The following is a 13,707-nucleotide window of genomic DNA, read 5'->3' as shown; positions in this document are numbered from 1 at the left end:
GTGCTGGCATGCTGTGATCCTCCCGAACAGAGTGAATCACAAATCGAAGTTTTGGGGAATCTCATAGATTCAAACTTTGATCGAAACGCTTTAGCGCAGCGCATGTTTCAGGCGCGCGATATGGAAGAGCTTGTGGGCTTGCAGCAAGAGTACTTGCACAAGCAGATGGAGCAAAGTGGAGCACAAATGCGAGAGATGGGTGAGAAAGCCTCCCGCGCTGTAAAGGATGCAGCAAAAAAAGCAGGAGACTTCTGAGGAGCCTTGGTTTTAAGGGGGGCTGATTCCTGCCCAAACAACGGCGGAATGAGGCGTATCAACGCCTCGTTCGAGGTATGCCATTAAAACCCACCGCTGCAAACTCGCGATTTGCACCACCAGAATAAAAAAGTTTTCTTCTTCGTTTCAGCAGCTTAAGCGCAATCGATATTGTTGCGCTGCAAAATAATGTTGCAATGCACAAAATAGCTCCTATATTAATCTCAAGTTGACCTAAGGGGAGACGGTTCTCTCCCCCTTGATCCTTTATGTTTCTCCCAAGACGATAAGGAGCAATCCAAATGACTACTGCGAAAATTGATACTGCTAAATCCGAGAAGAAAACTGAACAGGCTGCTCCAAAAGCTGCCAAATCTGTAGAGAATGAGGTGTTTGCGATGAACAAGATGGAAGTGCCTGCATTTATCCAGGAAATGACTGAAAAGAGCGTTGATCAGGCGCGTGAAGGTTATGCCAAAGTGAAGTCTGCTTCTGAAGAAGCATCTGCAATGCTTGAAGAGACCATGGAAGTGACACGTGACAGCTTCATGGAAATCAATCTGAAAGCTGTCGATGCAGCGAAAGACAATTCCGAAGCTGCGTTCTCTCACATTCGCGACATGTTCGGTGTGAAGAGCTTGTCTGAAGCAATCGAGCTTCAGTCTTCTTACAGCCGCAAACAGTATGATGCGATGAGCCAACAGGTGAGAGAGATGCAGGAAACTGCAACGAAACTTGCGACCACGATGTCTCAGCCTGCAAAAGAAGCTTTCGACAAATCTATGAAAGATATGAAGCTGGCATAATTCCGGCTAAATTTTTTCAAGAACGTACATATCCTCCCGATTGGATTGCATAGCAACTTGCAACTCATGCGGGAGGATTTTGCGTTTAAGCCTCTGAAAAACAGAGTGAAACCACCTAGTTGCAGTGTGTAACTGGCGATTTTTTATCAGTGTTGTGGACTTTTTTCATTTTGATGTTTCAAGGGACTTGCCAACCTTAAAAATTCTACCTATGTTCCGCGCCACTGGCAAGCAGACGTAGCTCAGTTGGTTAGAGCGTCGGATTGTGGCTCCGAAGGTCGGTGGTTCGAATCCACTCGTCTGTACCATCTCTTCTTAAGGCTCTTTAGTGAGATAGTTGAGATCATCTGCTTCGCCAGTTCTTTTCCTTATTTCCTTGAAAAGACTGGATTATTCCTCAGGTATCTGCTTGGGAATAAGAATGGCGTTTGCATTCCTTTCAATAACTTCCCCAAGCCAGAACGCGCAATCGGATTGCTCAAAGAGATCCTCATAAGTTGCCTCGATGTTCGCACCCTGCAGGACATTGAAGTTTGATGGGTTGCCGATTTTCGGCCAGTTCCACAATTTCCAGTCTTTGGATGGTCCCTCTGTGGGTGTCTTTGCAAATTGCGCCCAAAGCGCGTTCATCTTCACAGCAAGGTCTTTGTCTTCTTGTGTCGCATCCGGCGGCATAGTGTTGAATACGAATGGCAATTCCGAAGCGTGACAGGCGTTGTCCCACTGGTTGTGTGGGCCGCAAGCATTATTCACCTTCGGGTTTGTAGGTGGCTTTTCCATGTTCTCGACAGATGTCTGCGCGAAGAAATAAAGCCACGTGTTATCGCTCGGCTTTTCCCGCTCGATGTTGGCGGACATAGTAGGGCAGGTGAGCACTGAATTCCCAATCAGGTTGGAAAGAGCCGTGGCCGGTGTCTTCGGGCGCAAGCCATATGCAGCAGGAGTTTGCGCGCCATACCCAGCGCGGCCCACAATCAACATCGGGTTTTCGTAATCACGGCCCAAAATCCCATTGAAAGTTACAGCGTTTAGCTTCCCGGTCGCGTCAATAAAGTTCGCGAACAGAACGCCTTCGTTCTTGTTAAAGCCTAACATCAAGGGCTTTTCATTACCCTTTTCCATCTGCACATTGGGCTGCTCTTTAAGGAAACTGCCATCAATGATGGGGGAAAAGGCTATGCTGCCAGGCAGGGCACTCAGGAACACGCCTTTTTTGAAGAGCGTATCCTGAAGCAAAGCCTGAGCCAGAAGAATTTGTCGCGTATTCGCTTTTTCCAGATCATCAAGCTGTGCTGTTAACGCACATTCATCTGAGTCTGGATTGCGAATGACAGCTCTCAGGCATTTTAGATAGAAGTAGAAGAGGTCACGCCCTTCCTCTTTATTGCGATACTTATAGGCAGATGCGCTGCTTTGCATGATGCCAGCGCGGAACAGATCCTTAGAGCTATCAGCGCTGAACATATGTAGGCCAACAGCCATCGCGCCGGAACTCACACCAAAGATCGTGACCTGCTCAGGATCTCCGCCAAATGATGAAATATGCTTCTGCACCCACTTCAGTGCAGTCTGCTGATCCTGCAAGCCGTAATTGCCACCGTTGGAAGGCTCTTGTCCGGTGATCCCGTCAGTCGCCAGAGTGCCAAGAATGCCAAGGCGAAAGTTGACTGTCACGAGCACAATGTTCTGATCAGCAGCAAACGACTTGCCAGAATAAAGCTCGATGATCTCTTTATCGGCAGCGTGATAGGCCTTGTCTGCTCCTCCAGCCATAAAACCACCACCATGGAAAAACACCATGACAGGCAGTTTGCTGAGGTTCTTGATAGCATCAGCCGGTGCCCAGATATTCATATAAAGGCAGTCTTCTTCACCGCGCAGCTGATCTTTTGGATTCCAGATCGGCTGAGGGCAACGAGCTCCGTATTGCAAGGCCTCGTAGCCGTTGGGCTCATACTCATCAAACACACTGGAGGGTTGCCACCGCGTCGCTTGCCCATACTGCACGCCCTTGAACACGCTGAGAAGTTGGCTTCCAGCATCATCAGCCTTCCCGCAAAGGATTTTCTTGTTGCTGAGAGTGATGCAGGGCTGCTCAGGCGGTGCTGGCTGGTCAGGGGCAAAAAGCAGCTGGTCATCTGCGTTTGGGCTTTGCGCAAATGACCACGTCATGCTGAGAATGCTGAATGCAAGGACAAGCACCGTTTTCATGGAACCCCACCTTCTTGTTTGTTTTTGGGCTTCCCTTAGTCTTCATCTTTTAGGAAAAAACGGGGTTAAACAGCATGCTTTAAATTGCCTTGCGGAAATTGTGGCAAATTTTTGAGTGTCAAAAGGCTTTGTTTAATTCAGTGATGATTTGTGTGACTACCATCACAAACCAATAAAAATGGCTGTTTTCAGCGACAAATCCGGTGGAATTCAAGGACACTGTCTCATTGGGCACTTGTATTAGGCGCCCAGTGGCTTTTGATAGGGTTAATGTTCGATAGGGGGCAGATTCATTGTGATTCATCTGACCCTCAAAAATTACGATGTGAGAATTTTAAATGAAAAAACTGATGCACGCCGCGTTTGCTATTGTTCTCGGCCTTTCCGTTGCAGCATGTACAACAACCAATCCATACACGGGTGAGTCCCGCGTTTCCAAAACGGCAGGCGGTGCAGGCCTTGGTGCAGCCACTGGCGCACTCATCGGCGCAATCGCTGGCGGTAAAAGCGCTCGCGTTGAAGGCGCGCTCGTTGGTGCTGCTGCTGGTGGCCTGATCGGTGGTGGTATCGGTAACTACATGGACCGTCAGGAAGCACAGCTTCGTCAGCAGCTCCAGTCCTCTGGCGTTTCCGTAACTCGTAACGGCAACCAGATCGTACTGAACATGCCAAACGATGTGACCTTCGCTGTTGGTCAGGCAACTCTGTCCTCCCGCGCAATGCAGGTCCTCAACAGTGTTTCTCTTGTTGCGAAAGAATTCCCGCAGACACGTCTGAACGTTTACGGCCACACCGACAACACTGGGTCCGCTCAGTTCAACCTACAGCTTTCTCAGCGTCGCGCAGACTCCGTCAGCAACTACCTGTATAATCAGGGTGTAAACGGTGCACGCATCTCCGCAGCAGGTTACGGCCTGACCAGCCCGATCGCGTCCAACGCAACCGAAGCTGGCCGCGCGCAGAACCGCCGTGTAGAGATCATCCTGTCTCCACTGAACTAATCTTTCAGACAGGCAAAAGTTTTAGAACGCGGTCCCTTACTGGGGCCGCGTTTTTTGTTAGTCTCCCACCGTCAATAGGGGAGGCTTGCACATGACACAGGAAAATCTGGCTGCATCACATTTCCAGAATGCTGGAGAGAGCTACGCAAAGTACCGCCCAACCTATCCTGCAGAGCTTGTTGAGTTTTTGGCTTCACAATGCCAGCAGCACAATCTGGCTTTGGATGTTGGCTGCGGGAATGGTCAACTCAGTGGCATGATTGCCAAACATTTCAGGAAGGTGCTTGCCGCAGATATCAGCGCCTCACAAATTGAAAACGCAGCACCCGTTCCAAACATTTGCTTTGCAGTAGAACCGGCAGAGCACTGCTCAGCTGAAGATACGTCCCTTAATCTGATTGTCGCTGCACAGGCTGCGCATTGGTTTGATCTGGCAAGTTTTTATGAGGAAGTCAGGCGTGTTGGTGCGCCAGGGTGTGTGCTCGCACTCGTCAGCTATGGTGTTCTTTCCATCAATCATGCCGAATGCAATACCCGTTTTCGCCAGTTCTATTACGATGAAACCGGCCTTTATTGGCCACCAGAGCGCCAGCACGTCGACAGCGGATACGCCAGTTTTGAGTTCCCGTTTCAGGAGCTGGAGTATCCGGAGATGTCTATTGAACGGGATTGGGCGCTGGAGCAGTTCCTCGGCTACGTGCGCACGTGGTCCTCTGTCAAAGCAGCGGCAAAGGCTGGCAAGCAAAGCCTGATGGAAAGCTTTGCAAAAGAGTTGACCAGCCTTTGGGGAGATCCTCAGCAACTCCGCAAGATCAGTTGGCCCATCGCAATGCGGCTGGGCCGTCTCTGAGCAACAACTGCTTAATAGGCTGCTAGGCCATCGTGTGTGTAGGTCGTCAATCTTGAACTCATGCACGTGGCTCTTGCCTACCTTGTCGACGCCCTTTGACCAATGAGGATCATTGTCTGGCAGGTCCTCGTGGGAATGTCGCAACTTCTTTGCATCCTTGCTCGGCCACAGCAGCATTGCAGCGAAAACGCTGATCCACGCCAATACCGCCATGAAAAGAAAGCTGATCGGTATGCCCAGACGAGCACCAACCCAGCCAGCCATTGGATAGCCAATCAGCCAGCATACATGGCTGAGCGCAAACTGGCTTGCAAACACCGACGGAAGATCTCCACCTCTCGCAGAGCGTCGTAAAACCCGGCCTGATGGTGTTTGTGCCGCGGAATAGCCAAGGCCCATCAGGAACCAGAGCGGAAGCAACTGCGTAAAGCTGCTCAACATAAACCCGAAGCTGAGGCAAACGGCCATGATACTGGCGCCAAGGATCATGACGCTTCTGTCTTTAAAACGCTCCAGAACTTTAGGAAGGCTGAGCGCTGTAATCATGGAGCCTGCACCAAAACAAGCTAGAGCAATGGCAACATCATCAGCTTGCAGGCCAAACGTGCCTTGTACAATCACCACCGTATTCACAATCACCATGGACCCGCCAGCCGCGACAGCAAGATAAACAGCAAGCATTCCGCGCAGGCGAGGGGTACTGAGATAGATACGAGTGCCTTGCGTCATGCGCTTGACTGTACGCTGGTTCTCGACAGGTTTGAGCTTTGGCAAAGTCACGGAAACGACAAGTGCAGCAGAGGCGAGGAAACCGATCACCGTACCACCAAACAGACCATGAAAATTGATCACCAACAGCAAGCCAGCCGCAATCGTCGGGCTGAGCAGGTTCTCAAGATCATAAGCAAGACGGCTCAATGACAGAGCGTTGGTGTAGTCTTTCTCTTCTGGCAACACGTCAGGAATAACCGCTTGAAATGCGGGCGTGAAGGCTGCTGAAGCGGACTGCAGCACAAAGATAAGCAGATAGATTTGCCAGATCTCAGTCACAAACGGCAGCGCAAGAGCAACTGCCGCACGGATGAGATCCAGCCCCACCAGCACAGCACGTCTCGGCAACCGTTCAACAAACGCAGCTGCAATCGGGGCCAGCCCAACATAGGCAATCATCTTGATCGCAAAGGCAGTTCCAAGCACTGAACCAGCGTCTTCTCCGGCGATGTTAAACGCCAGAAGACTCAGGGCGACAGTGGCAAGACCAGTACCAAACAAGGCAATGACTTGAGCAAGAAACAGGTGGCGATAGGTTCGGTTCGCGAGTACGGACAGCACGCGGAAACTCCTTTGGCTTCTTGTTTTCTTGAGTTGACTATATCCCCCTAGAGGTAACGGGAGATTGCTTTGAACTCTTCAATCGTTTGCTCGGAATTTGCATCCGGATTGTTGACTGTGTCGTCGAGGCAATGGTCGAGATGATCGTAGATCAGGGTCTTCTTTGCCTGCATGACAGCTTTCTCAACCGCATGAAGTTGCTGAGCTATTTCCACACATGGACGACCATCCTCGATCATCCCGATAATGGATTTGAGGTGCCCGTCAGCGCGTTTTAGGCGATTAACAATTCCCGGATGGGACTGGTGTGTGCGCTTTTCAGTCATGTCTCACTATTATCCCCCCTAGGGGGATATTGCAAGTCGACTGAGTTTAACAAATGTGCAGTTAAATCATTTGAATAACCCTTCGTGGTATCGTCCGCGACAAACGGATGACAGCAGGGTGGCCTGAAGACCTGAGGAAACGAGGGCTTGCTCACCAACGCAGAATGCTGAAACTGAGTTTGATTGATGGATATGCACTGCCAACAAGGCGTGCCAGGAGAATGACGTGCCGGATAATTTTGTTTTTGCAGTGGACACGGATGGTGGTGTTGACGACGCCATCGCACTCATGATGCTCATCGGCTCAGGCAAGAAGATAGACTTCATCACGACTACATTCGGCAATGTCGATCTGGAGCAGGCAACAAAGAACATTCTGGACACGCTCGCCATCTGCAATGCAGACATCCCCGTCCATAAAGGCGCCTCTGATCCAATTTCCGGCGAGCGTATTGATGCTGTTTATGTTCATGGACCAGACGGGTTAGGCGGTGTGGAACGCCCCCAACATCTCCTGAGGCATTCAGGTGAGACAGCGCACAATGCTCTTCGGGATGTTCTGCGCAAAGCTGCGCTGGGTGGGCCAAAACTTCAGATCTTGACCATTGGACCACTCACAAATCTGGCAGAAGTTTTGCGCGAGGAGCCGGATCTGGTCGAAGGAGTTGATCGCATCTGGTCTATGGGTGGAACCTGCCACGGACGCGGCAACGTTACGCCTGCCGCTGAGTTCAACATCCTCTGCGACCCGGAAGCGGCAAAAGCAGTGTTTTCGCAGGCGATCAACACAACGCTCATTCCATGGGAACCAAGCCTCCATGATGCCCTCCCGGGGGATGTGGTCGATGGTATATTTGAGCGTTTGGGTGATACGGTACCAGCCAAGTTTGCAGAGCATATGTGTACGTTCATGCGAGAGCGTGGCAAGACGTGGTACCACGAAGACCTTCTGATCCTGCCTGATCCATTGGCTGCTGCTGCTCTGTTGGACTCTGAGGTTATAGCCCGAACCATTGTTTGCGGTGTACTCGTTGAAACAGGTGGTGAGTTTGCCCGCGGTGCGACCATTCTGGATCATGAGGGTAAAACGCAGGCACCTATTATCGGCATCATGGAGCGGGCAGACCGCCCTAAAGTGGAACGTATATTGGAAGGAACACTGGCAGCGCTTGCCTCGCGCCACCAGTGAAAACATTAGAGCAGCAAGGACCATGCAGTTGCTGCAAGCATCGCGATTGCCATAGCTATTGTGATGCCGCGCATCAAAGCGCCTTCGCCAATCACCTTAAGAATTGAAACCCCAACCATTGCCCACACACTGTGAGAGATCATGCCGCCGATCAAGAAACCAGCTGTCAGGATGGCAGCATTCTCATAAAGCCCCATACCATTGGCCGCGAAGAAGCTGCTAAACGCCACCAGGCTCATTGCCCAGGTCTTGGGGCTAAGTGGGTGAATGAGCAAACCTTCCCAAAATGTCGGCAAGCTAACTTCGCCCTTTGGCTTGATGTTCAACTGCACAATGCGCCAGGCCAGATAGGTCATGTAGGCCATGGAGGTAAACTTGAAGGCGTTGACCATCAGCCCCCCACGCGCCATCAACTGTCCCAGTCCGAAAGCCACACAGAGGTTGAGCAGAAGGCTGCCCAGCTCTGCTGCAATGATAACCGGAAAAGCAGTGCGATAACCCGCGCTGGCACCAATCGCCATGAAAGTGAGGTTTCCCGGCCCCGGAGTGCCGGTCATAATGGCTACAAAAATCGCGAATGCGCTGAGTGTTGCCCAATCCATATTGTTATTCCAGTCAATTGATACAATCTACACGATGTGCTAAATTATTGTATCGATCGTATCTATCAATCTCTTTATTGTTATGAATACAATGTGGAAGCCTGACCCAAACAAGCTCTCAAGCCCAAAATACCTAAGTATTGCAACGGCTTTGGAACAAGACATTCAAACTGGCCGCCTTGTGGAAGGTGACAAGCTTCCGCCTCAGCGCGAGCTTGCCTATCAGCTTGGAGTAACGCTTGGTACAATCACGCGGGCTTATGCCGAGGCTGAGCGCAGAAAGCTGGTGCGGGGAGAAACGGGCAGGGGCACATTCGTTGCCAAGACCGCCAATGTGCACTCACCGCTGATGCTGATGCCCAACACCGAAGGCATTCAGAGCTATGATTTAGCTCGCAATTTGGGCCTCGCTCACCTGAACCCGGATCTGGGCCAAATGCTCAGAGAATTGAGCGATGATCCTCTGGTCAACTCCCTGAACGAATATGGCCCGTCTGAGGGAACGTTCTATCATCGGGAGATAGGTGCTCAGTTTCTCTCAGAGTTTTATGGCGCACCGGCAAATGCCAGTCAGACACTGATTACATGCGGGGCGCAACACGGCATTCAGATCGCCATGTTGGCTATGTTCAACCGAGGCGATGCCATTGCAGTAGACGAGATGATCTATCCGCCCATTCTGTCTGTTCTACCGGCTCTGGGCCTGCAAATTGTACCTATCGAAGCTGAACGGGATGAGAACGGGCATATGGGGGCTATGTCTGCTGAGGCGCTGGAGGATGCTTGCACCAAACATGATATCCGCGGCGTCTTTCTGATACCGAACGCACAAAATCCGACAACTCATACATTGAGTAACGGCGAGCGCCAGCGACTGGCAACTGTGATTGAAAAGCACAACCTCACCGTTATTGAAGACGATCCCTATACGCCCTTCATTTCTCACAAGCAGAAGAGCTTTCTGGAGCTGGTGCCCGAGAACACTGTCCTGATCGGCTCCCCGTCCAAGGTCATGTCAGCCGGGTTGCGCACCGGCTACATCCATGTGCCGGGCAATGTCAAAACGGCTTTTGCCAATGCCATCGGCGAAAGCACATGGATGGCAGCACCGCTCAATGTAGAGATCGTGTCCAGATGGATTGCAGGTGGGGAACTGCAAGAAACTCTGTAAAGAAAACGAGAAGTTCTCAGACAGCGCTATCAGTACATAAAAGAGGTGTTTCCGGACAACACGCTGCAAGGGGGTGAGGAGAAACTCTTCACATGGCTGCAACTCCCCCAGCAGCAAAGTGCGGAGCTGGTGGCGCAAGCGGCTCTTTTGAGAGGCGTGGAAGTGCTGTCACATCGCAATTTTCAGGCTATGCCGCGCACAGACATCAACGCATTGCGGGTCAGCCTGTCAACGATCGCGCATCATAAGCACTTTGAAGAAGCGATATCTCTTCTGAAAGCATCAATCGAACATCTGGAAGATATACAAGCCCCAAGGCCAATGGTGGGGTAGAGCATAAAAAAGCCCCTGCCTGTGTTCAGGCAGAGGCTAATATCTGACCTAAGCCAGCATACTAAGCAAATCTTAGTATGGGCAAGCCATGTCGCTCATGTAGTCATGAACGGTGATTTTGCCGGAAATGATGTCTGCGCGAGCTGCTTCAACAGCTGCTTTCATTTCTTCGCTAACCAGTGGAGCGTTGTTTTCGTCCATTGCATAGCCAACACCGTCTTCAGCAAGGCCAAGAGACTGGATGCCAGTTGTGAAGTTGCCTTCTTTTGCATCCATGAATGCATTTGCAACAGCTACGTCAACGCGCTTAACCATGGAGGTCAGCACTTTGCCTGGAGCCAGGTGGTTCTGGTTGGAGTCAACGCCGATGAACTTCTTGTCTTCATCAACAGCTGCCTGAAGAACACCAAGGCCGGTACCGCCAGCAGCAGCAAAGATTACGTCTGCGCCACGTGCGAAGTGAGACTTAGCAAGCTCACCGCCTTTAACCGGATCGTTCCATGCAGCTGGAGTAGTACCAGTCATGTTTGCGAAGACTTCACCGTCTTTGTTGGTGGTCAGTGCACCCTGCTTGTAACCACAGGAGAACTTGGAGATCAGCGGAATGTCCATGCCGCCCACAAAGCCAACCTTGCCGGTCTCGGATGCGAGCATTGCCATCATACCAACAAGGTAAGAACCTTCCTGCTCTTTAAAGACAACAGAACGTACGTTTGGCAGATCTACAACAGAGTCGATGATAGCAAAGCTGACATCTGGGAATTCTTTAGCAACTTTTTCAACTGGAGCAGCCTGCGCAAAGCCCATCGCTACGATTGGGTTCATGCCACGGCGAGCGAAGTTGCGAAGAGCCTGCTCACGCTGGGAAGCGTTGGAGATCTCAAATTCGCGATATTCGATACCGGTCTCAGCCTTGAAAGCCTCAGCACCATTATAGGCAGCTTCGTTGAATGACTTGTCGAACTTGCCGCCCATGTCAAAGATAACTGCAGGCTTAAAGTCCGCTGCCATAGCAGTTGTGCTCATTGCTGCTGCCAATACTGCAGTTGCAGCGATGGTTTTGATGGATTTCATACCCATTCCTCCGTTATATCCCAATGGGAAACCTTTACGTTGCCCTGTCCCCAAGTCTGTCTTCACCACTAAATCCCAACCTGGAGACTCACCTCATTGAGGTGAACGTCTAAGTGCATAGCTTCCCCTGCGTAAGTCCAGCTAAGTGTTAGCTTGTCCTTAATTATGCGCCTATAGGTTGTCCAAAACGATCAGGCATGTTGAAAACAGTTATGTGTACGGCCTTTAGTTGGACACATGCCGGTGTTAGGATCAAGGTTAAAATGCGAATAAATATATTAGGACTGCAAAAATTTTCAGTTATCCGCCAATTTGGCTACTTTTATTCGTTAGAACGATCAAAATTGCTTAGTGAACATGCAGGAGTTTGGGGTGTTCGAATCATTTATTGACAAGGTTAAGTTCAAAACCAGAAAAGCCGGGCTATTACTTGGCGCTGGTCTGGTGTTGCTAGGCGTGTCTTCTGCTCAAGCTGCAACCTGTGGCGATACAGGGGCAGGCTTTGACCGCTGGTTGGCGTCCTATAAAAAGACACTTCAGTCTCAGGGCATTTCAAAGGCAACTTTGAACAGATCCTTGAATGGCATAACCTATAACCGCAAGGTGATTGGGTATGACCGGAACCAGAAATCTTTCAAACTCAGCTTCGACGAGTTTTACAAGCTCCGCGTCAACAATGCGCTCATTAATAAGGGCCGCAAGTTGATGAAAAAGCACGATCGGCTTTTCAATCGCATCGAGAACGAATTTGGCGTTCCGCGTGAGATCATCACCGCCATCTGGGGGCTTGAGACTGGTTATGGTCGTGGCATAGGCAATATGAGCACCATACGCTCTCTGGCAACGTTGGCTTATGATTGCCGCCGTGCTGATTTCTTCCGCAACGAGCTCTATCATGCGCTGCTCATCGTCCAGAAGGGCGACTTGAAGCCGAGCGAAATGAAGGGAGCCTGGGCAGGTGAGTTGGGTCAGACCCAGTTCCTCGCATCCTCCTACATCAAGTTCGCGATTGACTACAGCGGCGATGGCAAACGGGATCTGCTGTACAACACCTCAGATACTTTGGCTTCCACCGCGCATTTCCTCATGTCTTACGGTTGGCGGCCGGGTCAACCTTGGGGACCGGGCACACCTAACTATGAGGTGATCCGCTCTTGGAACCGCGCTGGCGTATATGTCAAAACAATCCAGATCATGGCTGAAAAACTAAGTAAGTAATCCAGCCAGAGAGATAGAAAAAAGGCCGCTGAGTTTTGTCTCAGCGGCCTTTTTTGTTTGAGTGATGACTACTAGTCAGCCTGCGTTATCAATGTAGTGAAGAACTGATTCAAAGGCCCTGCAAGCTGCATATCGCCATTTTTTGATATGCTCGGGCCGAAGCAAATACCAAGATTACTTGCTGACATGCTATTAGCGCCTTTATGTTCTTCGACCATTTTTGCGAAGTGAACGGCATCCTGAACAAGCTCAGGCAGCTCTCCGAGTTGGGGTAACTTGCTGTTGTCTTGCTTGAACTGTTCTACGAACCCGAGAACAATCTGCGAGTCTGCTTCCGTCAAATTATCGCGAAGGTTCTGTCTGAACGTAGATGCAAGTGTGTGAGCTGATGTGCCTTCCAAGGCTTCTGCGTCTCTGGACTTGATCAAACTGTTGATTGCAGACTTAGCCCCTGGAACACGAACAATGCCCGGAGTTTTAAGTTCTTCTGGGTTATTAGCAAAATGCTGAATGATGTCTTTGTTCTGCGCTACAGCTTCATGCTTGTGCAGTTCTTGTCTTGCTGCAAAGTCAATACCGAAAGAAATCTGCTCGGCCGTTAAGCTGTGGGCTTTGCCATCGGTGTAACCGCAAGCTGTGCAGGCGTGTTTGTAAGCCTGCTCACCAAGCTCCTTGCCAAACTTATCTTGCAAAGCAGTGCGGAATGCGCCCTGATCCTGAGCTTTGGCAGTGCCTTCAGAAGAGCTCAGCTTGTGCCAGGAAACCAGCTTCCCAGCAAGTGTGGAGCTGGCCTCACGGGTTTGCAGATCGCCGCCGTCTGTAACAGTCAGCTTCTGGTTCAGGTTACCGCTAATAGCAACGCTTTCGGCTGCGCTTTGAAAATGTGAAAGGCTAATATTGGTCATACTCTCATACCCAAAGTTTCAAAAGAAGACTCGTCTGCAACACTGGCAGAATGTTGCCAGTCCATTTGAAGAGGGACAGTGCTGCTCAATCGCTCATGCCAGGCAGCAGAGGTGCTAATGAACAGATCCAGCTTTTCTTGCAGCGTGAAGGAAGATTTGTCGGTAATGCTAACCACTTGAGACAGGTTGATATGGTCTGTCGCCGGATCAAGGTTGAAGCTCATGCCGTGTCCGTGTGTGAGAACACAGTTCGTCTGCATAAGAGCCTTCATCTTCTCCTGATCATCGCAAGGCTGCGTACACAACACTGCATTAAACAAGAGTGTCTGCGTCTCATCGCGCCACTGCACAGTCATGAAGAGTTCTTGCTCCAGTCCAAGCAAGAGCGTGTTGTCTTCATCCAAACACAGTCCATCAAGGCCAATCCTTCGCCC

Annotated in this window: 13 protein-coding genes, 1 tRNA gene and 1 pseudogene; 8 read left to right on the top strand and 7 right to left on the bottom strand. The window is 50.6% G+C overall.

The features are described from left to right. From PPL9_RS22380 to PPL9_RS22370, 3 genes are all read left to right on the top strand, one after another. A partial coding sequence (locus PPL9_RS22380) for a phasin family protein (protein WP_161831419.1) occupies positions 1–255 on the top strand: 255 nt, incomplete at its 5' end. 302 nt (positions 256–557) lie between these two features. Continuing rightward, positions 558–1,061 (top strand): phasin, encoded by a 504-nt coding sequence (locus tag PPL9_RS22375; RefSeq protein WP_057464801.1) that lies wholly within the window; start codon positions 558–560, stop codon positions 1,059–1,061. A gap of 231 nt (positions 1,062–1,292) precedes the next feature. Then, positions 1,293–1,369 (top strand) — tRNA-His (locus PPL9_RS22370). Between the two features lie 82 nt (positions 1,370–1,451). Here PPL9_RS22370 and PPL9_RS22365 read toward each other — a convergent pair. Then, complete coding sequence (locus PPL9_RS22365) at positions 1,452–3,272, bottom strand: carboxylesterase family protein (RefSeq protein WP_057464800.1); 1,821 nt, start codon at positions 3,270–3,272, stop codon at positions 1,452–1,454. A gap of 338 nt (positions 3,273–3,610) precedes the next feature. Between PPL9_RS22365 and PPL9_RS22360 the strand changes: the two genes are divergently transcribed. After that, positions 3,611–4,273 (top strand): OmpA family protein, encoded by a 663-nt coding sequence (locus PPL9_RS22360; RefSeq protein WP_057464799.1) that lies wholly within the window; start codon positions 3,611–3,613, stop codon positions 4,271–4,273. 91 nt (positions 4,274–4,364) lie between these two features. Beyond that, complete coding sequence (locus tag PPL9_RS31530; protein ID WP_082597044.1) at positions 4,365–5,123, top strand: class I SAM-dependent methyltransferase; 759 nt, start codon at positions 4,365–4,367, stop codon at positions 5,121–5,123. A gap of 21 nt (positions 5,124–5,144) precedes the next feature. On the opposite strand, the pseudogene PPL9_RS22355 reads toward PPL9_RS31530, so the two are convergent. Further along, positions 5,145–6,455: pseudogene (locus PPL9_RS22355) on the bottom strand (MFS transporter); the annotation flags it as partial. Positions 6,456–6,502: 47 nt separating this feature from the next. Next, positions 6,503–6,781: a metal-sensing transcriptional repressor gene (locus tag PPL9_RS22350; protein ID WP_057464798.1), complete on the bottom strand. Its 279-nt coding sequence runs from the start codon at positions 6,779–6,781 to the stop codon at positions 6,503–6,505. A gap of 226 nt (positions 6,782–7,007) precedes the next feature. Between PPL9_RS22350 and PPL9_RS22345 the strand changes: the two genes are divergently transcribed. Further along, entirely contained in the window at positions 7,008–7,970 is a 963-nt protein-coding gene (locus tag PPL9_RS22345; RefSeq protein ID WP_057464797.1) for a nucleoside hydrolase, read from the top strand. 5 nt (positions 7,971–7,975) lie between these two features. On the opposite strand, the gene PPL9_RS22340 is transcribed toward PPL9_RS22345, so the two are convergent. Beyond that, on the bottom strand, positions 7,976–8,572 hold the full coding sequence (locus PPL9_RS22340; protein ID WP_057464796.1) for a LysE family transporter: 597 nt from the start codon (positions 8,570–8,572) through the stop codon (positions 7,976–7,978). A gap of 91 nt (positions 8,573–8,663) precedes the next feature. Between PPL9_RS22340 and PPL9_RS22335 the strand changes: the two genes are divergently transcribed. Continuing rightward, positions 8,664–9,743, top strand: a complete 1,080-nt coding sequence (locus PPL9_RS22335; RefSeq protein ID WP_208989558.1) for a PLP-dependent aminotransferase family protein — start codon at positions 8,664–8,666, stop codon at positions 9,741–9,743. Positions 9,744–10,148: 405 nt separating this feature from the next. On the opposite strand, the gene PPL9_RS22330 is transcribed toward PPL9_RS22335, so the two are convergent. After that, on the bottom strand, positions 10,149–11,102 hold the full coding sequence (locus PPL9_RS22330) for a BMP family ABC transporter substrate-binding protein (protein ID WP_244271724.1): 954 nt from the start codon (positions 11,100–11,102) through the stop codon (positions 10,149–10,151). 420 nt (positions 11,103–11,522) lie between these two features. Between PPL9_RS22330 and PPL9_RS22325 the strand changes: the two genes are divergently transcribed. Then, entirely contained in the window at positions 11,523–12,368 is an 846-nt protein-coding gene (locus tag PPL9_RS22325) for a lytic murein transglycosylase (RefSeq protein ID WP_244271721.1), read from the top strand. Positions 12,369–12,439: 71 nt separating this feature from the next. On the opposite strand, the gene PPL9_RS22320 is transcribed toward PPL9_RS22325, so the two are convergent. Together PPL9_RS22320 and PPL9_RS22315 are read right to left on the bottom strand one after the other, a co-directional pair. Then, complete coding sequence (locus tag PPL9_RS22320) at positions 12,440–13,273, bottom strand: Rho GTPase-activating protein (protein WP_057464793.1); 834 nt, start codon at positions 13,271–13,273, stop codon at positions 12,440–12,442. Next, the coding region (locus PPL9_RS22315; RefSeq protein WP_082597041.1) for a type III secretion system chaperone at positions 13,270–13,707 on the bottom strand (438 nt) is incomplete at its 5' end. The genes PPL9_RS22315 and PPL9_RS22320, both read right to left, overlap by 4 nt.

The sequence above is a fragment of the Pseudovibrio sp. POLY-S9 genome (assembly GCF_001431305.1).
Taxonomy (GTDB): Bacteria; Pseudomonadota; Alphaproteobacteria; order Rhizobiales; family Stappiaceae; genus Pseudovibrio.
The sequence above is the reverse complement of the archived record's forward strand: the minus strand, read 5'-3'. Positions and strand labels throughout refer to the sequence as shown.